This window comes from Sandaracinus amylolyticus, from assembly GCF_000737325.1.
GTDB classification, from domain to species: domain Bacteria; phylum Myxococcota_A; class Polyangia; order Polyangiales; family Sandaracinaceae; genus Sandaracinus; species Sandaracinus amylolyticus.
Genome location: NZ_CP011125.1, coordinates 3,690,749 through 3,712,768 on the forward strand (window position 1 = coordinate 3,690,749; position 22,020 = coordinate 3,712,768).

Genomic DNA, 22,020 nt, shown 5'->3' on the forward strand with positions numbered 1-22,020 from the left:
CCAAGCTTGGGGCGGATCCTGCGGCGGCGGAAGGCCCGAAGCATGACGTTTCGTAGTGTTCTCTCGACGGGACGGAAACGAAAACGCCCGCCGCGAGGTCGCGACGGGCGTTCGGGGATCGCGCGATCGTTCGGATCGCGAAGAGCGCGAGATCAGGCGCTGAAGCTCGAGCCGCAGCCGCAGGTGCTCTTCGCGTTCGGGTTCACGAACTTGAAGCCCGCACCGTGGAGGCCCTCGACGTAGTCGATCTCGACGCCCTCGAGGTACTGGAAGGACATCATGTCGACGTAGAGCTTGATGCCCGCCGACTCGAAGGTCTGGTCGAGGTCGGTCGTCTCGTCCTCGAAGAAGAGGTCGTAGCTGAAGCCGGAGCACCCACCGCCGATGACGCGGACGCGCAGACCCTGCTCGCCCAGCCCTTCGGCATCGCGGATCTCCCTGACCTTCTCCGCCGCCTTCTCCGTGAGGTTGATCATGTTCGGACCACGCTCCTTACGCTGTTGCTGCCAGCGACGCGCGGCACTGCTCCTTGCCGCTGATACGCGGCGAGTATAGGGATGCCGTTACGGAACCGCCAGGTGAGCCGAGCTGAGGATCTCGAAGGGCGCGTGGCGCTCGTCACGGGCGGCGGACGTCGCGTCGGGGCCGCGATCGCGAGGGCGCTCGGGCGTGCGGGCGCGAGCGTCGCCGTGCACCACCACGGCTCGGCGGAGGGCGCGATCGCGGTGCGCGACGAGCTGCGCGCCAGCGGGCGTGAGGCCGAGACGTTCCGCGCCGATCTCGGCGATCCGCGCGCGTGCGAGTCGCTGATCGACGACGTGATCGCGCGCTTCGGCCGGATCGATCATCTGATCGCGAGCGCCGCCATCTTCGAGCGCGTCGAGCTCGGGGCGATCACGAGCGACGACTGGGATCGGACGATCGCGCTCAACGTCCGCGCGCCCATGTTGCTCTCGCAGAAGGCCGCGCCGGCGCTACGCGAGGCGCGCGGATCGATCGTGATCATCACGTGCACCAGCGCGACCGCGCCGTACCGCAACTTCCTGCCGTACGTGGTGAGCAAGGGCGCGGCGAAGCAGCTGATGCGCACGCTCGCGCTCGAGCTCGCGCCCGAGGTGCGCGTGAACGCCGTCGCGCCGGGGACCGTGCTGCCGCCGGAGTCGATGGACGATGACGAGAAGCGCGTGCTCGCGGAGCGCACGTTGTTGCAGCGGCTGGGCAGCGCCGAGGACGTCGCGGACGCGGTGCTCTATCTCGTGCGCGCGGGGTTCGTGACGGGGCAGGAGATCCTCGTCGACGGCGGCGTCGCGATGACCGGTCGTCCTTCGGGCGAGGGATGATGGCGCGCGAGATCCGTCCGCTGCCGGCGTGGATCGCGCTGCTCGTCTCGCTGTGCGTGCACGTCGCGTTGATGGTCGGCTTCTGGCTCGGCGGCGGGAGCTTGTTCGCGGGAGGCGAGGGCGGTTGGCTCGGCGCCGGCGGGGAGACGCTGGAGATCACGATCGCCGGGTGGGATGGCTCGCGTGCCGAGGACGCGGAGGAAGAGCGCGAGCCCGCGCCCGCCGAGCCTCCGCCCGAGACGATGCTCACCGCCGAGGATCCCGCGCCGACCGCGCCCCGCGAGCCTGCACGCGACCGGCGCACGATCACGCCGGAGCGAAGGACCGAGGAGGTGGCGCGCGAGGGCGGATCCGGAGGCGAGCGCGCGACTCCCGAGGAGCCGCCGATCGCCGCGCGCGACGGAGCGGAGCAGGAGCAGACCGGGCGCGCAGCGGGTGATGATCGCGCGGCGGCGGTGATCCTGGGCAGCGTCGGGCTCGGCGGGCCTTCGTCGGGCGCGCGCTCGTTGCTGGAGGACGCGCTGCGATGCCCCGATCCGGTCGCGGGCGTGTGGACCTCGCATCGGTACAGCCCGGCGCGTCGCAACTGGGGGCGGATGACGCTGCGCATCCAGCGCGAGGGCGACGAGCTGCGCGGCACGATCACGTCGCGCATCTGGAGCGGGCTGCCGAGCGATCGACGTCCGCTGCCGTGCGCGCCCGGACGCTACGACGTGACGGTGCGCATGCCCGCGCGTGGTCGGGTGAACGGCGACCGGTTCACGTTCGGATCGAGCTCCTACGAGGTCGCGCGCATGGACTGTCCGTGGGAGGACTCGATCTACTACCCGGACAGCTTCAGCGGGCGCGTGGACGCGACGCGCGAAGAGCTCGACGCCACGAACAACGACGGGTTCGTCGAGATCAACGCGCCCTACACGTTCCGCCGCATCTCCTGCGAGTAGCGCGCGCCGAGCATCGCGCAGAGCGACTCGAGCGCCTCGCGATCGAGCTCGTCGAACGCAGCGGGCGCGTTCGAGTCCACGTCGAGCACCGCGAGGACGCGACCGTCCGGCGCGAGCACCGGGACGACGATCTCGGAGAGCGTCGTCGAGCTGCACGCGATGTGATCGGGGAACGCGTGCACGTCGGGCACGAGCTGCGTCTCGCGGGTGCGCGCCGCCGCGCCGCACACGCCGCGCGAGAACGGGATGCGCAGACACCCGTGCCCGCCCTGGTAGGGGCCGATCACGAGCAGCTCCGGCGAGACCGCGCGATAGAAGCCGGTCCAGTCGTACGACTCGAACGCGTGGTGGAGCTCGCACACGACCGTCGCCATCGCGGCGACCCAGTCGTCCTCGCCGTCGATCAGCGACTCGATCGAGGCGCGCACGCGCGCGTAGGTCGCGCGCTTGTCGTCGGCGCTGGCACGGAGCGGAAGGGCGTCGTGGTGCATCGTCGTGATCTCGTTCAGCCGGTGGTGCGCAGCAAGCCCGCGCGATCGAGGATCTGCGCGGTGAACGTGCGGCGCAGATAGAACGCGCGCGGTGCGGCGAGGAGCGGGGCTCCGTCGAGGCTCGCCGCGCGGACGCGCACCGACGCGTCGCGCGCCTTCGGGCGCAGCTGCAGCGCGCGCCCGTGTCGCGCGGAGATGCCCTCGGGCTCGAGCGCGAACCGCTCCATCAGCTCGGTCCAGTCCTCGCGCAGCACGCGCTCGCTCTCGTCGTCGGGCGACCACAGGAACGCCGAGCCGACCCGCCGCTCCGCGAACGGCGCGTCGATCGCGATCGGGACCCACAGCACGCGCGCGAGCTTGCGGCGCACCGACGAGCGCTCCCAGTCGGGCTCGGGCGTGCGCGGCGTCGCTGCGACGAACGTCGTCTCCGCGGGCATCCCGCGCGCGTCGATCGGCAGCGTCTTGACCTCGATCCCGAGCGCCTCGAAGTCGGGCGCGCTGCGCGCCGTGGTCGTGCGTGGCGCGCCGAGCGCACGCTCGACGAGCGCACCTGCCGCGCCCTTGTGCCGGCGTGGATCGCCGCCTGGGATCGTCGCGAGCGAGCGTGCGATCTCCGCGAGCGTTCGACCCCCGAGCGTGCGCGCTCGCGCCAGGAGCTCGCGCTCGCTCTGGGGCGTCGTCGTCACTGCGCCGTGCCGCGCTCGATCGGATAGCCGTGGTCCATCCAGTAGTGGATGCCCTCGTCGATGATCGCGGTGTGCTCGAAGCCGCGCTGGCGCAGCTCGTCCACGACGTGCCCCGACGCGGCGTGCGGGCACGCGCAGTACGCGAGGATCCACGTGCCGTCGCGCGGGAGGTTCTGCGCCATCTGCTCGATGTCGTAGAACGGGAAGGGCGCTGCGCCCGGGATGTGGCCGTTCGCCCAGTCGCTCGTCGCGCGCGCGTCGAGGATCACCATGCGCCGGCCCTGCTCGAGCGCTTCCTTGACGGCGTCGGCGGGCACGAAGCGGTTCTCGCGCATCGTGAACGCGGGCGCTGCGCCGTCGGGATGGATGATCAGATCCGCGAGGCCGGGCGGCGGATCGCCGCCGGGCTCGACCGGCCGATCGGGCATGTGCTCGAGCGAGCGCACGTACGCGACGAGATCGTCGATCGTCTGCGAGGGAAGCTCCGCGCCGAAGCCCGGCATCGGCGTGCCCTCGCGGCCATGCTCGATCGTGTGGCGGATGAAGCCGTCGCTCGCGGCGCGGTGGAAGTTCGGATGCGAGATGCTCGTCGCGGTCTCGCTGCCCTCGCCGCGCGCGCCGTGGCACTCGACGCAGCGCTGCGCGTACACGGCTGCCCCGCGCTCGATCGAGCCGCTCACGCGCACCTGCGAGACGTCGACCGCGGGCTGCGTCGCGAGGCTGCGCAGATAGCGCACGATCGCGTCGACGGCGCCGTCCGCGAGCGGACCGCCGTGAGCGCGGCCCCACGCGGACATCGGCGTGCCGGGGCGTCCGTCGACGATCGCGGCGCGCAGGAACGCGTCGTCGGCGATCGCGAGGAACGCGGGGTTGCCGATCGCGTTCGCGTGGTCCGCCGCGTAGCCCTGCGCGCGATCGCCGTGGCAGAGCGCGCAGTAGCGCGCGTACGCGGTGCGTCCGCGCTCGAGCTCGGGATCGGGCGGCGCCGCGGGCGCGCTCGCGACCGGCGGGGTCGGCGGCGGTGCGGGCACCGCGGGCTCGCTCTCGCCGCCACACGCGGCGAGGACGACGAACGGGAGCGCGACGAGCGCGTGCTGTACTGCAGGACGGATCGACACCGCGCGCGAGCGTAGCGGCGCATCGCGGAGTTGCCGAGGGAAAACCGCGTTCACGGGCACCGCGCTTGCTCGATCGGACGGGCAGCGATGGAGGAGCCGATGCGGTGGAGCGGAGTGATGATCGTCGTGGCGCTGGGCCTCGCTGCGTGTGAGGCGCCGGTGCGCGAGCAGAGCGGCTACTTGAGCGAGGGCGCGCAGGACGAGCTCACGAGCGAGCGCCAGGAGCAGCGGATGGACGAGGCGCGTGAGCACGCGGAGGACCGGCCGAGCATGCCCGAGGAGCAGCGAACGCCCGACCTGTGGCACGGGCCGGAGGACGCGCTCGGCGCGGGTGGCTCGCCCCACGAGGAGCTCGCGCCGCCGGAGGATTGACGCGCGAGGGACCAGGGGTTGCGGTGAGGATGTCGAACGCTATGTTCAGTGACCTTCGGTTCCCCGTTTTCCAATCACAGGGGGTGTCACGGTTTCGACGGGGGTAGTGAAGTGCTGGTCGCGTGTCGCTGGACTCGGAAACGGCGTCAAAAACATCCGGGAATCTGTAAGTGCGAACGATAGCACCTACGCTCTCGCGGCCTGATAAGCTGAACTGAGAGCCGTCGAAGCGAAGAGCCCGTCAGTGCTCTCGTGGAGGCGTCACCGAACTGACTAGCTCTCTCCACGCGACTCGGGAGAAGGGCGAAAATAAAGGGTCGATAGCGGTACGGAGAGCCAGCCCGACGGGCGAGCCGGATCGCGATACAAAACGCGGGATACACACGTAGAAGCCACCACGGAGCGCTCTCGGACCCGGGTTCGACTCCCGGCGCCTCCAACGAAAGAGCCCCCGGATTCCTAGGCGAATCCGGGGGCTCGCTGCTTCGTGTAACAGCGACTGTAACAGGGTGGGGCGGCTCCGATCGGCCTCGGGCGGGTGCGACAGGAATCACCGGCGCGATGGTCGCGGGCGCGAGCCGCACGCACGAGATCGCGGCGCAGAGCGTCTCCCACCCGAAGTAGGTGTAGCCGTCGATCTGCTCGCCCGCGCTGTTGTGGGTGATGCGCTCGAGCACATCGACCACGGCGCCGTCGGTGCGCGCGATCGTGATCAGGGCTCGCCGGAACGAGTGGAAGTCGCGCCCCTCGCTCGAGAGCCCCGCGACCACAGCGTGACGGTGCACCGCCTTCGCGCCGAGCGACTGTTTCGAGTGCACCTTCCCGTTCTCGCGCGGGCAGACGAAGTCGGCGGGCTGCGCGTGCCGCCGCATGAAGCGAGCCCACCCGTCAGTGCGCCACGCCTCGAGGACGCGCTCGAGCTCGATGTGGATCGGGATGTCGCGCGGCGGTCCACCCTGCGCGCCTCGCCCCTTGAGCGGCTGCCCGTCGTACTGCTTCTCGAGGTGCCAGCGCCAGAGCGGGCGCGCCTTCGTGTCGAGGTCGCGCCAGCGCAGCCCGGCGACCTCGCCGCAACGCGCGCCCGTGAATGCGGAGACCGCGTACGCGACGCGCCGGTCCTCCGGGATGCCCGGGTGCGAGATGAGCATCGCGACCTCGTCGCGCGTCCACGCGCCGACCCGCCGCGATCGGACGTTCTTCGGGAGGATGCCGCGGGGCAGGCCCTTCGCGGGGTTGTCGACGACGAGCTCGTCGAAGCGCGCGCGCGCGAACATCGCGGAGAGCACGCCGTGCGCGTTGATCACGCTCTTGGGTGCGAGCGTGGGCGAGACCTTCCGGATCCACGCAGCGACGTCGCGCGGTCGCACGTCGTCAAGGCGCTTCGATCCGAGGTGCGGCAGGATGTGATCGCGAAGGATCTGCTCCTCGCGATCGACGGTGCGCACGCCCTCCTCGCGACGAAGCGCGATCCACGTCTTCGCGTACGCCGCGACTCCGCTGCCGCCCGTGCGCAGGCCGCGCGCGAACGTCCCATCGGCGACCTCGTGCAGGCGCTGCGAGCGGTGCCGCTTCGCTTCTTCGAGCGTGCGCCCTGCCGCCTCCTGCACGCGCTCGCCGTGCTGGTCGTAGAACGAGTGCCAGATCATCGCGCCGCGCTGATAGAAGCCGGCCGGCAGCGGTTTCGATCGAGGTCGCCCCACGTGCGATCACGCTCCCTTCGACGGGCGCCCTTCACGCATCCAGCGCTCGAGCTCCGCGCGGTTGTACCGCACGCGCCGCGCTCCGACGTAGTGCACGGGCACGCCGAGGCGACTCAGCGAGTCGACGTGCACGCCGAGCAGCTCCGCCGCGCCCTTGCGATCGAACCACTCGGCGGGCGCGCCGTTCGCCGGCTCCCGCGCTTCGAGCGCGCGACGCACGCCCTCGTCGACCGCGGCTGCGATCCGCCGCTCGAGCTCGTCCGCGTCGATGACCACCACACCGCTCATCGGAGACCCCATCGCACGAGTTCGACCACCACGCGCAGCCACACGGCGCGCTGTACGAGCGCGACCTCGATCGCGTCCACATGCCGCCACGAGCTGCCCATCAGGATCGCGCGCACGCGCTCGTCGAGCGCGCGAGCGCGACGTGCGTGCCGCTTCGCGTCGCGAATCGCGCAGCGATCCTCGCGTTCAGCGCTCACGCCGCAACCTCCACGCGCCCGCGCACGTTCGCGCGCACGATCGCCTCCGCAAGCGGCGGGCACACGCTGTTGCCCGCCTTCGCGATCTGCTCGGTCTTCGTCATCGGCAGGCGCAGCACGCCACCGTTGCGCAGCGGGCGATCGACGACGGGATCGATGATGTAGTGGTCGCCGAAGCCCTGGGCGCGGAAGAGCTCGCGCGGCACCAGCATGCGCATCCCGATGTCGACGATCGCGAACGCCTCGCCGTCGATCGAGAGCAGTGGATCGGCGCCCGCCTCGTAGCGCGCGAGCAGCGTGCGCACCGCGGCGATGTGCTGCCCGCCCGCGGTGATCGTCGGCATCGGCTCGCGCACGTCCGCGCCCGCGGCGGTGCCGTAGAACTTCTCGAGGTGCGCGACCGAGAGGGAGTGGTGGTCCTGCGTCGTCACGGTCCCGAGCGCGCGCCCGAGCTCATGCCCGACGACGCCCCCGTAGTGCTTCGTCACGAACGCCGCGACGAGCGCGTGCTTCGCGGCGCCCGCGACGACGGTGCCGAGCGGCTTATCGAGCCCGGGCACGCGCGGCGCCTGCCCGTCGCGCTCGCCGTACCCGGTCTGCACGAGCGTCGGCGCGATGAGCGCGAGCTCGCCGCGGTTCGCCGCGGTCACCGTGCGCACCGGCTCGTCGATCGAATGCACGCGCGCGTCGCGCGGATGCGTGACGGGCACGATGAACGGGCGCGCCGCGTCGATCACATACCGACGCACGCCCGCCGCGATCCGTCGCAGCGTCGCGTCGGCGAGCGGGCGCGCGCGCTCGAAGATCGACGGGCACGGAATCGACCAGTCGATCACCTCGGCGGCGGTGCGCCACGCGCGCGGCCCGCGCCCCGAGCGCGCGTGGGTCGGCTCGGGCCACGTGATCGGCTGACCGTCGCGACGCGCGACCAGGAAGAGCCGCTTGCGCGTCGTCGGCGCGCCGTAGTCGGCGGCGACGAGGATGCGGTGCTCGACGCGGTACCCGTAGCGCTCGAGCTTGCGCACGAACGCGCGGAAGGTCTGCCCGGCGCGCGCCTTGTCGGGCCGATCGTCGGGCCCAAGCGGGCCCCAGTCCGCGAACTCTTCGACGTTCTCCAGCGCGATCACGCGCGGCGCGACATCGCGCGCCCAGCGCACGACCACCCACGCGAGCCCGCGGATCTTCTTCTTCCGCGGCTTGCCGCCCTTCGACTTCGAGAAGTGCGTGCAGTCCGGCGACGCCCACAGCAGGCCGACCGGGCGCCCGCCGACGACCTCGCGCGGCGTGACGCGGAAGACGCTCTCGCAGTAGTGCACCGTCGTCGGGTGATTCGCCGCGTGCATCGCGATCGCGGCGGGGTCGTGGTTCACCGCGATGTCCGGGTGCCGCCCGAGCGCGCGCGCGATCCCCTCGCTCGCGCCGCCGCCGCCCGCGAAGAGATCGACGACGAGCTCGCGCTCGACCCACGCGCCAAGCCGGAGCTGCGACGTGTGACCGCGCGGGCTCACGGCTGCACCCGCCGGAACGTGATCGCCCACACCCACGGGTTGCTCGCCCACGAGGCGCGCTCGCCGTTGAGTTCGTCCCAGAGCATCGAGAACTTGTCGCGCGCATCGACGACGATCGGCCCGTCTTCGAGCGACACGGTCGTGGGCTCGACGGCCTCCGCGCGCGCGTCGTCCTGGGTGATCGCCTGCAGGCGCTCGACGCGGATCTCGGTGACCTCGAGCACGATGCGCGCGTCGGCGCGCTTCATGTGGATCGACGGCTTCCACACCTTCGCGTCGTCGCTCGGGACGAGCACATTCGGCGGCCAGCGGCCGGTGCCGAGGTCGGCGCGGTAGACGACACGGCGTCCGTTGCCGGTCGCGATCGACCACGTCTCACGCACCCACAGCCGATCGCCGGGCTCGCCGTAGGGGCACGTGATCCACTCGTCGTGCTGCGGCGAGAACGGCCACATGGGCGATCGGGCGTCGGCCTCGAAGCGTTCGTCGACGCAGTCGGCGCCGCGCAGCTTCACCAGACGCCGTGTCTGCATCTTCGTGCCCGCGAGCAGCGCGCGGACAAGGGGGCCGGAGAAGAGGATCGGTCGCTCACGCATCGCGCCCCTCCCCGTCGATCACGACCACGTCGCCCGCGCTCGGCTCGTCGTCGTCGATCGACGGCACCCGGTCCGGGCAGTCGAACGAGCAGAAGCCCGAGTCGGTCTCGTGCGTCGGGCAGCGCGTTTCGGCCGCGTCCGCTTCGGCGCGCAGCGGGCACGTCGCGGGGGGCGCGTCCGCGCGCCCGCGCACCTCGGTGCAGGACGCGCGCCGCGCGAGCTCGCAGTCGCCGCACGTCGCCGGCGTCGTGGCCCTGCGTTCGCGGGCGGCCTGGAGCAGAGCGACTGCGTCGCCGAACGAGATGTCCGGATCGGACTCCACGCGCGCGATCGCTTCCACGACCCGCGTAAGCCGTGCGCGGAGGTCGGCGATCGTGGCGAGCGTGCAGGCGTGCTCCGGCCCTCTGTGCGTGTGCCAGTGGGGCTCGTCCGCGAGGGCGTCGTGCACCGCGCCTGCGCGCCGCAGCGCCTCGTCGCGCTCACGCTCGGTGATCGTGATCGCGTGCTCGAGCGCCTGCGCATCGGGCCCACCGAGCTCACCGCGACGGCGTGCGTGTTCGCGCACGTTCAAGCGCAGCGGTGACGGGCGCAGCGCGTCGCGCTCCCGCTCCGCACGGTCGCGCTCGTCGATGGCGCGCTGCCGTCCGCGCTCGGCGTTCTTCACGAGCTGCCGCTCGAGATCGACGGCACGCTCGAGCTCCGCGACGCGAGCCTCCGCGCGCTCCGCGCGCGCGAGCATCTGATCGGGCAGGGTCGTCGCGTCGGCGCGCCGCCCGATCGAACCCATGAACGCGTCGAGTGCTCGCGCGCACTCGCCGCAGAGGTCGTAGTTCTTGTTCACGGCGCCGACGCCGCCGCCGAGTCCGACGCCCCAGCGCTCCGCGCCGCGGATGTGCAGGCCCTCGCCGGGGACCTCCGCGTACTTCGTGAAGACGAGCCCGCAGCGATCGCACGCGTACTCGTCGCGACGGTCGATCGACGTCATCGCGGCAGCTCCTCGCAGAGCACGACGCGGCACGCGCGCGCGATCTCGTCCTCGTCGTCGCGCACGTCCTCTTCGATGTACCGGCGCGCGCTCTCGTCGCGCGCGGCCATCTCGATCGCGTGCCGCTTCGCGTCGTCGGGCTCGAAGCCCTCGAACGTCCGCTCGTCGACGTACGTCGCGCCCGACCGCAGCGGGACGGACACCTTCACGCGGTATCGCTTCATCGCGGCCCCTGTCGCTCGACGGCGCGCAGCTCGGGGGCCACCGCGGCGAGCTGATTGTTCTTCGCCGTGAGGCGCTGCTCGACCGCGCGCTGCAGGTCGATCTGTCCGTCGGGACACGTGGTCGCCATGCGCAGCGCGCAGATCACGAAATCGGCGATGTACTTCTCGACGTCCGCCCGCTTCGCCGGGTCGGCCCAGTCGAAACCGCCGTGCTCGGCTTCATCGATGATCGCCGCGAGCTTCCCGCCCGCCTTGTGCACGTGCAGCAGTGCATGCGCGAAGTCCTTGTGCGTCATCGGCGACGACCTGAAGTCGCGGTGGTAGTGCGCGGTCCAGGGCAGCGCGGACTGCAGCTCTCGAATGGTCCTGTCGTTCATGCGCGTGTCCCTCCGCGCGACGATCGAGCTGTGGTCGGAGCGGGGGCTCCGCCGATCGATCGCCGCGCGCAGAGGCCGAGCACCATCGCTCGGCGTGCGCCTTGACCCGCCGCCTCTCACCGTCGGCGCGGGCGAAGTCCTCAGCCGGCCGGCGGCTCTTCGTGCGCGGGCACCTCGCCGGCGCTCGAGTCGGGAGCGGACGCGCGGCGACGCACGACCTCACCGGCCCACGGGCGCAGCCTCTCGAGGTCGCGCGCGGTCCACTCCTTCACCGGCCGACCGACGTGGCGCTCGTAGTCCTCGCGCGCGATGCCGCAGTCGACCACGAGCCACTTCGCGGCCTTCAGGTTGCGATCGACGTCGACCTCGTCGCCGCCCTTCGCGCTCGCGCGCTCGCCCGTCTCCTCCTGCATGTCCTTCGTCGCGATGCCGAGGAGCGAGAGCGCCGTGTAGCGCTGCAGCAGCGTGATGGTCGACGCGACGGCCTGCGCGGGGCTCTTGCTCCCGCTGGTGTCCGACGGCGCCTCGAGGGAGCACTCTTCGGCGTGCCCCTCGGCGTGCGTCAGGCGGCACGTCACGCGCACGACGTTCTTCTCGCCGGTCGTCGGAACCCACGCGAGCGAGAACCCGTGCTGCGTGAGCGGACCGGTGATCGCGTCCATCACGCCAGCGAGCGAGGCGTGCGTGTAGTGCGTGCGCTTGCCCGCGTTGTTCGTGAAGTCGACGACCGAGTCCTTCTCGATCACGGTCGGCAAGTCGCGCTTCAGCGCGGTGAGCGCGCGCGTGTACGCCTTGCGGGCCTCGCCCGCCTCCCACTCGCGCTGCATCGCGAGGAGCTCGCGTAGCGTCGTCACGTCGCCCAGCGCGGTGCCGTGTGCCATCGCCGCAGCGACGAGCGGGTGCGCGCGGGCGGGCGCGCTCGTCGGCGCGGTCATGATCGTCGTTCCGTGGGTGTCGCTCACCAGTCGTCTCCGGTCTGCTCGGGCTCGCCCGAGGGGGTCCATGCAGGAAGGGGCAGGTCGACGACGCCGGGCGCGAGCCCGGGCCACCAGTCGGCCGCACGGCACTCCGCGTAGCGGCGCAGGAGCGAGCGGTAGAGCGCGCGGCCGCGCTCGAGGTCGGCGACCTGGATGCGCGCGGGGATCACGTCGAACGGCTCGACCGTCTGGATCGCGACGACGAAGACCTGCGACGAGAGCGGGTGCAGTCGGCGCGCAGCGACGGCGCCGTCGAGGTAGAACGCGAGCTGCCCGTGGTAGAGGCGCGCCGCGACTTCGCGCGCGAGCTGATCGAGGGTCTCGGCGCGCGTGCTCTTCAGATCGACGACGTACGCGGGCGCGACGTAGTCGAGTCGCCCTTTGCACGCGATGCCGGTCGCCTCGTCGTGCCACGTGAGCACCTCTTCGCCGTGCCCTCCGCGGAGCAGATCGCGAACGGCCGGATGCGCGAGCGCAGCCTCGGCGCAGCGCGACACGAGCGCGTGCTCGTCGGCGTCGATGATCACCGCGTCGGCATCGATCGACGCGCGCCACGCGGCCCGGGCTTCCTTCGCTGCCTTCGTGCGGCCGTCTCCGAAGTCGGGCTCGACGATGAAGCGGGTCGCCCAGAGCTCGGGCTCGAGCACGGCGCAGTGGATGAGCGTCCCGATGCGGAGCGCGCGCGTGTCCTCGCGCGGGTGATCGCGGCGCCACTCGAGCAGCTTCGCGGAGGTCGCGAGGTGCACGAGCGTCGACCAGTTCACCGCGTCGATCGATGCGTAGTCGACCGCGCTCACGGTCGGCCTCGGTCGAGAAGTTCGTCGTCGGCCTCGATCGCCGCGCTCGCGTCGAGCACGGGCGGGGCGGGTTCGAGCTCCGCGCACCACGCCGGGACCGGCTTGCCGGCGTCGATGAAGAGCTGCCGCGCTCGCGCGCGGTCTTCGCGCTCGCGCGCCTCACGCTCGTTGGCTTCGGCCACCTGCGCGATGTCCCAGGCGGCGTGCTCGGGCGAACCGGGGGCTGCCCATTGGCGCCGGAGGTCGACCTTCGGACCGTTCATCACGCCGCCTTCCTGCGCGCCTGGTCGCGCGCCTCGAGAGCCCTCGTCTGCGCCGAGCGCGCGAGCTCCATCGCCCTCGCCGCGTCGTCGCGCTTCCCGTCGATCCACCCCTTGGGCGCGAGCGGGTATCCGCCGCCCGCGGCGTACGCGAGCTCGTCGTCGATCTCGCGGCGCGCGCGCTGCGCGTCCGCGAAGCACTCGGCCGCGAGCGCCTCGAGCTGCTCGGCGCGACGCGCCGGGTCGACGCTCTGCGCCGCGCGCATCGCCGAACACGACGAGCAGTACATGAGATCGAGCGCGCGTCCGAAGACCGAGTGCCCGCACACGAGCACGACCCACGTCGAGCCCGTAGAGCGGAACGCCTCGGGCGCGCACGAGGGGCAGCCCTCGCACCGCTCGGGATCGCGGAACGGACCGCGATCGACGGTGCCGCCCGTGCAGGTGCCGGCGAGCATCACGCCGCCTCGGCTTTCGTCTGCGGCGCTCGCGAGCGCATCGCGAGGAACGACGCTCCGCAGATGACGCTGCAGACCACAGCAGCCGCGTCGAGACGCGTCTCGACCTCCGCCGCGTGCCCCTCGTAGACGCGCGTCACGACCTCGCGACGCATGGCGATCTCGATCTGCACCGCGCCGAGCTCGGCGCCGCAGTCCGTACACTTGCGCGGCGGCGTCACGCGGCCCTCGGCGGTGAGAGCGCGTCGAGCGCGTCGACGTAGCGGTCGCGCCGGTCGCGCAGCTTCTTCTCGGCGATCGCCTCGGCGGCGGCGAGCGTGTCTCCGCTGCCCGTTGCGAGCGGCATCATCGACGGGTCGCGCGTGTCGGTGACCGACACGCACCATCCGGCCGGCACGCGCCACGCGCAGATGAGCAGCTGCGCGACGATGCCGGACCAGTGCGTCTCGTGCATCGCGACGCAGACGACGCCGAGCACGACGATCGACGTCGCGTGCGACGGGCGCTCCGGTCGCGTGGGGTCGAGCCAGGTCATCGCAGCGCTCCGATCGCGCGATGCGCGCGCGCCGCGCGACGTGCGCGGAACGCGGCGGCCAGAAGAGAGACCGCGATGTCGAAGTCGCCGGCTCGGATGCATGTGCGAGCCGCAGCGGCGTACCCGCGCGCGCGGCGCGCCTCGACGCGCGCGTGCTCGACGTTCGTGCGGCGGAGCTCCGCGCGCGATGCCAGCGCGATCACGCCGCGACCCCCGGTCGCACGGTCGCGCTCTCGGTGCGCGGCCGGTGGTCGTGCTCGGCGCCGAGATCGACGAGGCCCTCGGCCCGCGCGATCTCGGCGTACGTCGCGAGCGTCGGCACGCGCGGCGGCGCGGGCAGGCGCACCGCGCGGCGCGCGCTCCCGAGGAGGAGCGCGATGCACGCGCGCTTCGCGGGGCACGAGGCGATCGCGAGCCGCGCCTCGAGGTCGCGCACGAGCTCGGCGTGCGGGCCGACGGGCGGGAGCGCGGCCGAGCGATCGCGCGCGGTGAAGTACGCGCCGTGGTCGGTGGTGCGGTGCATCACTCGGCCTCGGCGACGTTCGTCGGCGGCTGGGGCTCGATCGTCGCGGACGGCTCGAGCGACGCGGCGCGCGCGTCGGCGAGCTCGCGCTCGGCCTTGTCGAGGTCCTCGACGGACATCAGCAGGTCCGCGAGCACGGTGCGCGTGTCGGCGACCTTCACCACGCGCGCCGCGCGGTAGGTGCGAGCAGCGGCGACGACCTCGTCGCGACGACGCTCGACGCGCTTCTCCGCGTCGCGCACGGCGGGGCTCTTCGATGCGCGCGCCATCACGCCGCCTCGATCACGCCCGCCGCAGCGAGCAGGGCCGACGTCTCGTGCGCCGAGAGGTGCGCGACCACCTCGCCGCGCTCGTCGCGCACGATGTTCTTGTAGAGCGTCGGCGACTTCTCGCGCGCACTCCACCCGATCGTCGCGAGCGCCTCGTGCGTCGACACGTCGCCGACGGGCAGCGCGTCGATCGCGGTGCGGTCTGCAACGACGACGCGCAGCGCGCGCAGCACCGGACGCAGCGCCTCGGGCAGGTCCGGGTGGTTCTCCGCCGCGTGCAGGTGTCCGGGCAGCGAGAGCTGCTCGCGCAGCTGCTTCTGGCGAACCGGGAACGAGCGACCTCGCGATGGCGAGGGAGCGGGAGCGGCGGGCGTCGGGAGCATCGTCGGTCCTCCGTGTTGAGTACGGAGCACCGTAGTACGGTCGACCGTAGCCGTCGAGCAAAATTCGTCATCGCCATTCCACGATCGACCGTAATCGGGCGACGCGAATGGGGTTTTCTGGCGATCTGGAACGACGAAGCCCCCGGCGCCTCGAGGGGCTACCGGGGGCTTCGCGGGGCTACCTGCTGCGTGTGTGCGTCAGCCTCGTTCGGCGTTCTGGCGGACGACGGCGAGCAAGCTGCGGTAGTCGCCGACGGTCGGGGGCTGCGTCCACGGGAACAGGCGGAGCGCCCAGCGCTCAGGGTCCGTCGTCGACTGCCCTTCCGGCGTCGCGAGGAACTCGCGCCACGACGGCCACTGCGGCTCCTGATCGTCCGCCATCGGGCCGACGAGCTCGGCAAACGTCATCCCCACCGCCTCACCCAACTTCGTCAGGTTGATGCCGAGGGGGAAGCTCTGGCCCTCGAGCCAGAACTGCGCGGTCTGCCAACGCACGCCCATCTTCTTCGCGAGCCAACGCGCTGCCTCTCGCTCCGGGACATTGAAGTCCTCGACGATCCGTCGACGTAGCGCGGCCGCGAATTTCTTTCGCGCCCGCGGAACGTCGCCCTCGTCGGGGGAGGGGGGCTGCGACTGACGGTCGCTCGGCGTGGTCATCGTCGCGATGCTGATCGTCATTACGCCGCACCGCAATCTGCTGTGATTACGGTCCTCCGTACGAATATCGTTGCGTTGCAGTACGGTCGAGCGTAGTTAGAGCACCGTATGAACGCCCTCGCGGAGTGGCTCGAAAAGCGCGGTGGTGCGGCTGCGAAACGCGAGCTGCAGCGGCGCATCGAGGAGAAGACCGGGCGCCCGATCCGCTGGGCGACGATCCACGACATCGCACGCGGTGCGGTCGTCCCCACGCCCGACACCGCGAAGCGCATCGAGGCCGCCACCGACGGCGAGGTCACCGCGGCGCAGTTGCTCGGGATCTCCGGCGACGAATCGTCCACGCCAGCCGGTGCTGACCAGCCTCGCGGGGAAGTCAACACCGTCGAGCCCGCAGCCTGATCGATGGTGCCCTCGTCGCAGAGCGGCGGCGCGTCGATCGACGAGCGCAGCGCGCGCCCGCTGGGCGCCACGCATGTGCGCGCGATCGCGCCGCGCGAAGTCGCCGGTTGCGGTGAGGTGGAATGCCCGCGCGGCGAGGACTGCGCGGGCTGCGGCGTCGAGCGCTGCAACGCCTGCGGCGCGGCCCAGTGCCGACACGCGATCGCGAACGGGCGCTGCCCTCGCTGCGGTCGCCTGCATCGCGGCGCGGTGATCGCGCGCGTGCCGCTGAAGCGCGTCTCTCGCTGATGGAGGTCTGCGTGGTCGGTCTGCTGTCGGGGCTCTTCTGGCCATCTCCTGTCGGCGTCGAGCGCGCGCTCGTCGACGTCGCGCGCGAGATGCGCTGCGTGCGAGGTGCAGCGTGATCGGGCAGGACGCGATCGAGCGCGCCTGCGCGTCGGTGCGCGCGCGGTGGGATCACCCTCCGCTCGACGCGCGAGACGTCGCGGAGCGCGTCGCCGCACGCCTCGGTGACGCCGGCCTTGAGATGCTCGTGCTCCCGCATCGCTGCGCGTGCCGGATCTTCTTGCGCGCCTCCGAGAGCGCGAAGTGGGTGTCGCGCTACGTGCACGCGCTCGGCGACGTGGACGGCGTCCTCGACCACCTCCTCGCGCGCATCGCGCCGATCGGCGGTGCGACGTGACGGACCTGTTCGGCACGAACGAGACCGCGTGGCGCTGCATCCTCATGGACCCGCCCTGGGCGGAGCGCGGCGGCGGCAAGATCAAGCGCGGCGCCGATCGGCACTACCAGCTCGCCGACACGCCGTCGATCCTCCGCGCGATCCGCGGCTCGGGTGTCTTCACGCCCGCGGCGAACGCGCATCTCTGGTGCTGGTACACCGACAACTTCATCGAGGACGCGCTCGGGCTCGTGCGCGATCTCGGCTTCCGCCCGGTGCGCACGTTCATCTGGGCGAAGACGGACGCGGAGGTCGACGAAGACGAGCTCTCGCCCGACGAGCTCGACGCGCACCTGCGCATCGGGATCGGGCAGTACGGGCGCGGCTGCCACGAGGGGATGATCTTCGCGGTGCGCGGCTCCGGGCAGTCGCCCGAGGTGTGGACCGGCCGGCGCGACGTCCGCTCTCTCTTCCACGCGCCGCACCCGCGCGACGAGCACGGCAAGCGCATCCACTCGCGCAAGCCGCCGCGCTCCTACGAGCTCATGGAGAGCGTGTCGAAGGGCCCGCGCATCGAGTTCTTCGCGCGCGTGCCGCGCGTAGCGATCGACGGCGAGCGCTGGGCCGTGTGGGGTAACCAGGCGCCGGCGGAGGGCACGTGACGGCCTCGAGGCGCGTGATCGCCGCGCGCGAGGAGCGGCGGCGCGAGGCCGAGGAGCTGAGCCCCTTCTCGCAGCGCCTCGACGAGCTCCTGCGCGACGTCGAGCGCCGCGTGACGCGCCTTCGTGCGCACGGCGAGACCGCGCAGCGAGCAGCCGGCGTGGTTGCTCGCGCTCTGATCGCCGAGAGCGCGGAGGACGCGGCGTGACCTGGTTCAAGGTCGACGACGGCTTCACCGATCATCCGAAGGTCGACGCGCTCCTCGAGGGGAAGCACGCCGAGGTGGCGCTCGCGCTCTGGACGCTGGCAGGGTGCTGGTGCGCGAAGCAGCTCACCGACGGCTTCGTGCCCGCGGGGCGCATCCGGCGCTTCGGGCTGAAGAGCCCCGACGCGGCCGCGGCCGAGCTCGTGCGCGTCGGCCTGTGGGTCGTGGTGCCCGAGGGGTTCCAGTTCCACCAGTGGACCGAGCACCAGCCGAGCCGCGAGGACGTGCTCGCAGAGCGCGACCGGAAGGCGCGCAACAAGCGCGACTCGCGTGCGCGCAAGCGTGGTGACCAACCGAGCGCGTCCACCGGAGAGTCACCGGGGGCGTCACCGGTGACCAAGCCGCCTGTCACCGACGACAAACCGGTGAGTCACCACGTCCCGACCCGTCCCGACCCGTCCCGACCCGACCATGATCTCGATCGCGACGTGGTTGGTGATCCGGTCGAGCCCGAGCGCGGCCCGACCCCGGCCGGCATCGTCGAGGCCGCCTACGCGTCGGCGGTCGGCGAGGCGCACGGGCGCTACGTCGCGAATCCGAGCCGCGATGTGCGGTTCTGGCGCTCGGCGATCGTCGGGGTGCAGGCGCTCTCGAAGTCCGGCGAGCCCCTGCGCGATGCCGCGATCCGTCTCGCTCGCGAGTACGTCGCGGAGCGCAACACTCGCTCGCCCGAGTACTTCGCGGAGTGGCTCCAGAAGCGAGCCGCGACCGCACCCGGCTCGGTGACGCCGATCGGCCCGCGGCCGCCGAGCGCGCCCGAGAAGTTCCGGACGATGGACGACGCAGAGGCTGCGCGACGCATGGGGGTGACCGGTGGGTGAACCGGAGCGCATCGACTGGCACGCGGTGCTCGCGAACGCACCCGCGCACGACGACGACCTCGCAGCTCGCGCTCGTCGTGAGCAGGCGCAGGCCGCGGCGCGTGAGCGCGTCGAGGACCTGGCCGCACGCGAGCGCCGTCTCGACGAGGCCTCGGAGACCAGCGTCCCGCTCACCGACGGGATGCGGCACCGCGTGATCCACGGCGCGCTCGACGACGTCGCCGCGTTGAAGTGGGTCCGCATGTGGCTCGCCAAGCGCGGCGCTCGTTCGCTCGTCGTGCTGTGCGGGACCACCGGCGTGGGGAAGACCGTCGCCGCATCCGACGCGATCGCGAGCACCGAGGGCTCGCGGTACGTGAAGGCCAAGCGTCTCGTCGGCCTCGCGAGCGCGCAGTTCGGTGAGGAGCGGAAGTACTTCGTCGAGCTCTGCCGCGCGCCGCTCCTCGTGATCGACGAGATCGGTCTCGAGAAGACCGAGGCAGGCGCGCGCGAGGCGCTCTGCGAGACGATCGACGAACGCCAGGGCCGACGCACCCTCGTGATCGGCAACCTCGCCGAGGACGAGGTCCGGGCCCGCCTCGACGTCCGCACGCTGAGCCGCATCGACGAGATCGGCGCCTTCATCGACGTGAAGGGCGAGGACCTCCGCGCACGCTCGAGGCAGCGCTCGTGATCGTCGTGCTGCGACGCGTCGGTGCATCCGACGTCCGCGTGATCCTCCCGGCTGCGCCCGTCGCAGGCGACGTGCTCGAGATGCTCGGCGGCACGTGGCGCGTGACCGGCCGGAGGTTCGCCGCCCCGATGGACGGCGAGGCCGATCTCGTCGTGCGCGTCGAGCCTGTGCAGGCCCCCCCTGTCCAACAGTCCTAGGGGGCTGAACACCCAAGGGAGCCGAGGAAAAAAACCGGAGAGCGGCGCGAGCGGGGGCGGTGGACACCTGATGACCGAGCGGAAGACCAAGGGAAATCGGCCCGGAAACGAGGGGCAGCAGCCGCCGGTGGACAGCCCGGCCGGCGACGGCTCCGTCGTGTCCACCGGTGGACACCCGGTGGACGCCTCGGCCGGGCCGGTGAACACCCCGAAGAGCGAGGGTCAGCGGCTGCTGCTCGCCGTGCCGGGCTCTCTGTCCGACGTCGCCGCGGCGACGGGCGCGGTGCGATCGGCGGTGTCGCAGTGGCGCCGCGGCGAGAAGCGTCCAAGCCCCGACGCGCGGAGGAAGCTCCAAGAGCTCTACGGGATCGATCCCGCCGCGTGGGAGCGAGCACCCGGGGCGATCGCGATCGAGGCGCACGTGCCGTCCCGAGCGGCGTCGCTCGTCGATGCGCGCGACGCGCGAGCCGACAGGGACGATCCCGAGCTCGCGGCCGTCGAGGCTGAGCTCGAGTTCCTCTACGCGCTCCGCACCCGGACGAACGTGCCGAGCGAGCAGGTGCGCGTGTCCGCGGAGATCGGGAAGAACCTCGATCGCCGCGCCGACCTCAAGAAGGCCGCCGCCGCCGCCGAGCGCGAGATGGTGCTGCGGTCGAAGCAGTGGCACCGCGTGCGCTCGATCATCGCGCGCGTGCTGAGCGACAGCCCCGAGAAGATGCGGCAGCTCGCCGACGAGCTCGGGGAGCTCGACGAGGCCGGGTGACGACGTCCATCGCGCGCGAGGTCCGGCGCCGAAGCGGCGAGGACCCGCTCGAGCGGGTCACGCTCGCGTCGGACCTGCGCGCCGCGCTGCTCGAGCAGCTCGAGCGCGATCACCAGATCCGGTTCCCGTCGCCGAAGTACCAGCGCGATCCGGTCGGCTTCTTCCGCGAGATCCTCGGCGTCGATCCGTGGTCGCGTCAGGTCGACGTGCTGAACGCGGTGCGCGACTACGACCGCGTCGCGGTGAAGAGCGGCCGTCGCGTCTCGAAGTCGCACACCGTCGGCGGCATCGCGCTCTGGTGGTACTGCTCGTGGCCGGACGCGCGCGCGATCATGTCGTCGACGACGGCGCGTCAGGTCGACCAGATCCTCTGGCGCGAGCTGTCGATGATGCGCGCTCGCGCGGGCCGCTGCGTCGACTGCAAGGCGGAAGACCCGAACGGCTTCCGGATCCCCGCGCCGTGCCCGCACTCGGCGAAGATCGGCGGCGACATCGGGATGCTTGCGCGCACCGGTCTGAAGAGCGACGACTTCCGCGAGATCGTCGGCTTCACGGCGCGCGAGGCCGAGGCAGTGCAGGGCATCGCGGGCTCTCGGCTGCTCTTCTGTCTCGACGAGGCCAGCGGTATCCCGCAAGCGATCTACGACGCGATCGAGGGCAACCGCGCGGGCGGCGGCAAGGTGCTGCTCACGGGCAACCCGACGAAGAATAGCGGCGAGTTCTTCGACGCGTTCAACAAGAAGAAGCTCGACCCGACGAACCCGAAGTCGACGGGATACTTCACGATCACGATCTCGAGCGAGGAGTCGCCGAACGTCGTCGCCGGGCGTGAGGTGATCCCCGGGCTGGCGACGCGCGAGTACATCCGCGAGCGCGAGGTCGAGTGGGGCCGCGAGTCGGCGCTCTTCCTGATCCACGTGAAGGGCGAGCACGCGATCGCGGAGGAAGGAAAGATCTTCTCCGTCCACGCGATCGCCGAAGCCGAGGCGCGATGGCGCGCGGTCTGCGAGGCCTGCGAGGGGACCGGGAAAGCGGGTCGCGTCGCGTGCGAGGAGTGCGGCGGCGGAGGCCAGAAGCCCGTCGCCGGTCGGCTGCAGATCGGGCTCGACGTCGCCGGCCCGTCTGGCGAGGGCGACGAGACGGTCTTCGCTCCGCGCCGCGGCGCGAAGCTGCTCGAACTGCGGCCGATGCGCGGGCTCGACGATGACGGGCATCTCGCCGCGCTGCTCGCGGTGATCTCGGACCACGGCATCCGCCGCGAGACGCCGGTCGTCGTGATCGATCGCGAGGGGCCGATCGGGTCGAGCGTGTTCGGGACGCTGCGCGCGTACGCAGAGCGGAACCCTCACGCTTTCGAGCTGATCGCGGTGCGCGCTTCCGATCGCGCGCATCGTCAGCCTGACGTCTACGATCGCATGCGCGACGAGCTCGCGGCGAACCTTCTCGCGTGGTTCAAGGAGGGCGGCGCGATCGTGGAGGACACGAAGCTCGCCGCCGAGCTCAACGCGCACTCGTGGGTTCACCACGCGAGCGGCCGCCTCAAGGTCACGCACAAGGACGAGATCAAGAAGATGCTCGGGCGCTCGCCGGATCGATTCGACGCGCTCGCGCTCTCGGTTTGGGAAGCGCGATCGTTGAAGGACGACATCCCGCCGCCGCCGCCGCCGCAGGAGCCCGCGTCGACGCGGCGTTCGGGCATGGACCCGTACGCCGCGCGTTCGGCCTGGAAGCGATGACAGAGGGTCGTCGCGCGCTGCTCGCGATCCTGCAACGCACGCGCGGGATCTACATCGCTGCGCGGTGCTGCGTGTGGCCATCGACCGTGTCTAGATGGGCGTCTGGCGCGACGTTGCCGTCCACCGCCGCGCGCGCCCTGCTCGAGCAGAACTACGGGAT

At 71.9% G+C, this 22,020-nt stretch carries 33 protein-coding genes, 1 other RNA gene and 1 pseudogene; 14 read left to right on the forward strand and 21 right to left on the reverse strand.

Translation table 11 applies throughout. The annotated features are described in order from the left end of the window. Nucleotides 1–152 precede the first annotated feature (152 nt). The gene (gene erpA, locus DB32_RS15535; protein WP_053233245.1) at nucleotides 153–476 is read right to left on the reverse strand and encodes an iron-sulfur cluster insertion protein ErpA; all 324 of its coding nucleotides are present in this window, start codon (nucleotides 474–476) and stop codon (nucleotides 153–155) included. A 102-nt stretch (nucleotides 477–578) separates the two neighbouring features. Here erpA and DB32_RS15540 point away from each other — a divergent pair, with 102 nt between their 5' ends. Both DB32_RS15540 and DB32_RS15545 read left to right on the forward strand, forming a co-directional pair. Next, nucleotides 579–1,340 carry an SDR family oxidoreductase gene (locus tag DB32_RS15540; protein ID WP_240481207.1) on the forward strand — a complete coding sequence of 254 codons (762 nt, stop codon included), beginning with the start codon at nucleotides 579–581 and terminating at the stop codon, nucleotides 1,338–1,340. Beyond that, a complete protein-coding gene (locus DB32_RS15545) occupies nucleotides 1,340–2,284 on the forward strand; it encodes a hypothetical protein (protein ID WP_053233247.1) in 945 nt (314 codons plus the stop codon). The genes DB32_RS15540 and DB32_RS15545 overlap by 1 nt, the downstream gene beginning before the upstream one ends. Here DB32_RS15545 and DB32_RS15550 read toward each other — a convergent pair. Genes DB32_RS15550 through DB32_RS15560 form a run of 3 tightly spaced genes read right to left on the reverse strand, consistent with a single transcriptional unit; the run spans nucleotide 2,254 to nucleotide 4,579 of the window. Next, nucleotides 2,254–2,775 carry a GAF domain-containing protein gene (locus tag DB32_RS15550; RefSeq protein WP_053233248.1) on the reverse strand — a complete coding sequence of 174 codons (522 nt, stop codon included), beginning with the start codon at nucleotides 2,773–2,775 and terminating at the stop codon, nucleotides 2,254–2,256. The genes DB32_RS15545 and DB32_RS15550 overlap by 31 nt on opposite strands. Nucleotides 2,776–2,789: 14 nt before the next feature. Further along, nucleotides 2,790–3,461, reverse strand: a complete 672-nt coding sequence (locus DB32_RS15555; protein ID WP_053233249.1) for a DNA mismatch repair protein MutH — start codon at nucleotides 3,459–3,461, stop codon at nucleotides 2,790–2,792. Further along, a complete protein-coding gene (locus DB32_RS15560) occupies nucleotides 3,458–4,579 on the reverse strand; it encodes a c-type cytochrome (RefSeq protein WP_053233250.1) in 1,122 nt (373 codons plus the stop codon). The genes DB32_RS15555 and DB32_RS15560 overlap by 4 nt, the downstream gene beginning before the upstream one ends. Nucleotides 4,580–4,678: 99 nt before the next feature. Between DB32_RS15560 and DB32_RS46740 the strand changes: the two genes are divergently transcribed. Both DB32_RS46740 and ssrA read left to right on the forward strand, forming a co-directional pair. Next, entirely contained in the window at nucleotides 4,679–4,951 is a 273-nt protein-coding gene (locus DB32_RS46740; RefSeq protein ID WP_157069069.1) for a hypothetical protein, read from the forward strand. A gap of 79 nt (nucleotides 4,952–5,030) precedes the next feature. Further along, nucleotides 5,031–5,393, forward strand: a transfer-messenger RNA (tmRNA) gene (gene ssrA, locus DB32_RS44300). 790 nt (nucleotides 5,394–6,183) lie between these two features. Here the strand turns inward: ssrA and DB32_RS50265 are convergent. The 17 genes and pseudogenes from DB32_RS50265 to DB32_RS15660 form a co-directional block, all read right to left on the reverse strand. Further along, nucleotides 6,184–6,597, reverse strand: a pseudogene (locus DB32_RS50265) (tyrosine-type recombinase/integrase); the annotation flags it as partial. A gap of 60 nt (nucleotides 6,598–6,657) precedes the next feature. Next, nucleotides 6,658–6,939: a MerR family transcriptional regulator gene (locus tag DB32_RS15575; RefSeq protein WP_053233253.1), complete on the reverse strand. Its 282-nt coding sequence runs from the start codon at nucleotides 6,937–6,939 to the stop codon at nucleotides 6,658–6,660. A 193-nt stretch (nucleotides 6,940–7,132) separates the two neighbouring features. Further along, nucleotides 7,133–8,644, reverse strand: a complete 1,512-nt coding sequence (locus DB32_RS15585) for a DNA cytosine methyltransferase (protein WP_053238826.1) — start codon at nucleotides 8,642–8,644, stop codon at nucleotides 7,133–7,135. Continuing rightward, nucleotides 8,641–9,240, reverse strand: coding sequence for a hypothetical protein (locus DB32_RS15590; protein ID WP_053233255.1), 600 nt, complete (start codon nucleotides 9,238–9,240; stop codon nucleotides 8,641–8,643). The genes DB32_RS15585 and DB32_RS15590 overlap by 4 nt, the downstream gene beginning before the upstream one ends. Next, entirely contained in the window at nucleotides 9,233–10,225 is a 993-nt protein-coding gene (locus tag DB32_RS15595; RefSeq protein WP_053233256.1) for a hypothetical protein, read from the reverse strand. The genes DB32_RS15590 and DB32_RS15595 overlap by 8 nt, the downstream gene beginning before the upstream one ends. Next, nucleotides 10,222–10,449: a hypothetical protein gene (locus DB32_RS15600; RefSeq protein ID WP_053233257.1), complete on the reverse strand. Its 228-nt coding sequence runs from the start codon at nucleotides 10,447–10,449 to the stop codon at nucleotides 10,222–10,224. Before DB32_RS15600 ends, DB32_RS15595 begins: the two co-directional genes overlap by 4 nt. Next, nucleotides 10,446–10,826, reverse strand: coding sequence for a nucleoside triphosphate pyrophosphohydrolase family protein (locus tag DB32_RS15605; protein WP_053233258.1), 381 nt, complete (start codon nucleotides 10,824–10,826; stop codon nucleotides 10,446–10,448). Before DB32_RS15605 ends, DB32_RS15600 begins: the two co-directional genes overlap by 4 nt. 140 nt (nucleotides 10,827–10,966) lie before the next feature. Then, nucleotides 10,967–11,788, reverse strand: coding sequence for an ERF family protein (locus DB32_RS15610; RefSeq protein WP_053233259.1), 822 nt, complete (start codon nucleotides 11,786–11,788; stop codon nucleotides 10,967–10,969). Then, a complete protein-coding gene (locus DB32_RS15615) occupies nucleotides 11,785–12,600 on the reverse strand; it encodes a PD-(D/E)XK nuclease-like domain-containing protein (RefSeq protein ID WP_053233260.1) in 816 nt (271 codons plus the stop codon). The genes DB32_RS15610 and DB32_RS15615 overlap by 4 nt, the downstream gene beginning before the upstream one ends. Then, nucleotides 12,597–12,863 (reverse strand): hypothetical protein, encoded by a 267-nt coding sequence (locus DB32_RS15620; RefSeq protein WP_053233261.1) that lies wholly within the window; start codon nucleotides 12,861–12,863, stop codon nucleotides 12,597–12,599. The genes DB32_RS15615 and DB32_RS15620 overlap by 4 nt, the downstream gene beginning before the upstream one ends. Then, nucleotides 12,863–13,318, reverse strand: a complete 456-nt coding sequence (locus DB32_RS15625; RefSeq protein WP_157069070.1) for a hypothetical protein — start codon at nucleotides 13,316–13,318, stop codon at nucleotides 12,863–12,865. Before DB32_RS15625 ends, DB32_RS15620 begins: the two co-directional genes overlap by 1 nt. After that, nucleotides 13,318–13,539: a hypothetical protein gene (locus tag DB32_RS15630; protein WP_053233263.1), complete on the reverse strand. Its 222-nt coding sequence runs from the start codon at nucleotides 13,537–13,539 to the stop codon at nucleotides 13,318–13,320. Before DB32_RS15630 ends, DB32_RS15625 begins: the two co-directional genes overlap by 1 nt. Next, nucleotides 13,536–13,853, reverse strand: a complete 318-nt coding sequence (locus tag DB32_RS15635) for a hypothetical protein (protein ID WP_053233264.1) — start codon at nucleotides 13,851–13,853, stop codon at nucleotides 13,536–13,538. Before DB32_RS15635 ends, DB32_RS15630 begins: the two co-directional genes overlap by 4 nt. A gap of 199 nt (nucleotides 13,854–14,052) precedes the next feature. Then, nucleotides 14,053–14,376, reverse strand: a complete 324-nt coding sequence (locus DB32_RS15645; protein WP_157069071.1) for a hypothetical protein — start codon at nucleotides 14,374–14,376, stop codon at nucleotides 14,053–14,055. Beyond that, entirely contained in the window at nucleotides 14,376–14,645 is a 270-nt protein-coding gene (locus tag DB32_RS15650; protein ID WP_053233267.1) for a hypothetical protein, read from the reverse strand. Before DB32_RS15650 ends, DB32_RS15645 begins: the two co-directional genes overlap by 1 nt. Next, on the reverse strand, nucleotides 14,645–15,028 hold the full coding sequence (locus tag DB32_RS15655; RefSeq protein ID WP_053233268.1) for a hypothetical protein: 384 nt from the start codon (nucleotides 15,026–15,028) through the stop codon (nucleotides 14,645–14,647). Before DB32_RS15655 ends, DB32_RS15650 begins: the two co-directional genes overlap by 1 nt. Nucleotides 15,029–15,226: 198 nt before the next feature. Continuing rightward, entirely contained in the window at nucleotides 15,227–15,706 is a 480-nt protein-coding gene (locus DB32_RS15660) for a hypothetical protein (RefSeq protein ID WP_169791459.1), read from the reverse strand. A gap of 87 nt (nucleotides 15,707–15,793) precedes the next feature. Here DB32_RS15660 and DB32_RS15665 point away from each other — a divergent pair, with 87 nt between their 5' ends. The 10 genes from DB32_RS15665 (at nucleotide 15,794) to DB32_RS15710 (ending at nucleotide 21,860) form a co-directional block, all read left to right on the forward strand. Further along, complete coding sequence (locus tag DB32_RS15665) at nucleotides 15,794–16,084, forward strand: hypothetical protein (protein ID WP_053233270.1); 291 nt, start codon at nucleotides 15,794–15,796, stop codon at nucleotides 16,082–16,084. Nucleotides 16,085–16,087: 3 nt separating this feature from the next. Beyond that, on the forward strand, nucleotides 16,088–16,372 hold the full coding sequence (locus DB32_RS15670; protein ID WP_053233271.1) for a hypothetical protein: 285 nt from the start codon (nucleotides 16,088–16,090) through the stop codon (nucleotides 16,370–16,372). 112 nt (nucleotides 16,373–16,484) lie between these two features. Then, the gene (locus DB32_RS15675) at nucleotides 16,485–16,766 is read left to right on the forward strand and encodes a hypothetical protein (protein WP_053233272.1); all 282 of its coding nucleotides are present in this window, start codon (nucleotides 16,485–16,487) and stop codon (nucleotides 16,764–16,766) included. Next, nucleotides 16,763–17,407, forward strand: coding sequence for an MT-A70 family methyltransferase (locus DB32_RS15680; protein WP_053233273.1), 645 nt, complete (start codon nucleotides 16,763–16,765; stop codon nucleotides 17,405–17,407). The genes DB32_RS15675 and DB32_RS15680 overlap by 4 nt, the downstream gene beginning before the upstream one ends. Next, the gene (locus DB32_RS15685; protein WP_157069073.1) at nucleotides 17,404–17,613 is read left to right on the forward strand and encodes a hypothetical protein; all 210 of its coding nucleotides are present in this window, start codon (nucleotides 17,404–17,406) and stop codon (nucleotides 17,611–17,613) included. Before DB32_RS15680 ends, DB32_RS15685 begins: the two co-directional genes overlap by 4 nt. Further along, on the forward strand, nucleotides 17,610–18,491 hold the full coding sequence (locus tag DB32_RS15690) for a hypothetical protein (protein WP_053233275.1): 882 nt from the start codon (nucleotides 17,610–17,612) through the stop codon (nucleotides 18,489–18,491). Before DB32_RS15685 ends, DB32_RS15690 begins: the two co-directional genes overlap by 4 nt. Then, a complete protein-coding gene (locus DB32_RS15695) occupies nucleotides 18,484–19,164 on the forward strand; it encodes an ATP-binding protein (RefSeq protein ID WP_053233276.1) in 681 nt (226 codons plus the stop codon). The genes DB32_RS15690 and DB32_RS15695 overlap by 8 nt, the downstream gene beginning before the upstream one ends. Next, nucleotides 19,161–19,361 (forward strand): hypothetical protein, encoded by a 201-nt coding sequence (locus DB32_RS15700; protein WP_053233277.1) that lies wholly within the window; start codon nucleotides 19,161–19,163, stop codon nucleotides 19,359–19,361. Before DB32_RS15695 ends, DB32_RS15700 begins: the two co-directional genes overlap by 4 nt. 70 nt (nucleotides 19,362–19,431) lie before the next feature. Next, on the forward strand, nucleotides 19,432–20,124 hold the full coding sequence (locus DB32_RS15705) for a helix-turn-helix domain-containing protein (protein WP_157069074.1): 693 nt from the start codon (nucleotides 19,432–19,434) through the stop codon (nucleotides 20,122–20,124). Then, nucleotides 20,121–21,860: a hypothetical protein gene (locus tag DB32_RS15710; protein ID WP_053233279.1), complete on the forward strand. Its 1,740-nt coding sequence runs from the start codon at nucleotides 20,121–20,123 to the stop codon at nucleotides 21,858–21,860. The genes DB32_RS15705 and DB32_RS15710 overlap by 4 nt, the downstream gene beginning before the upstream one ends. The last annotated feature ends 160 nt before the right edge of the window (nucleotides 21,861–22,020 follow it).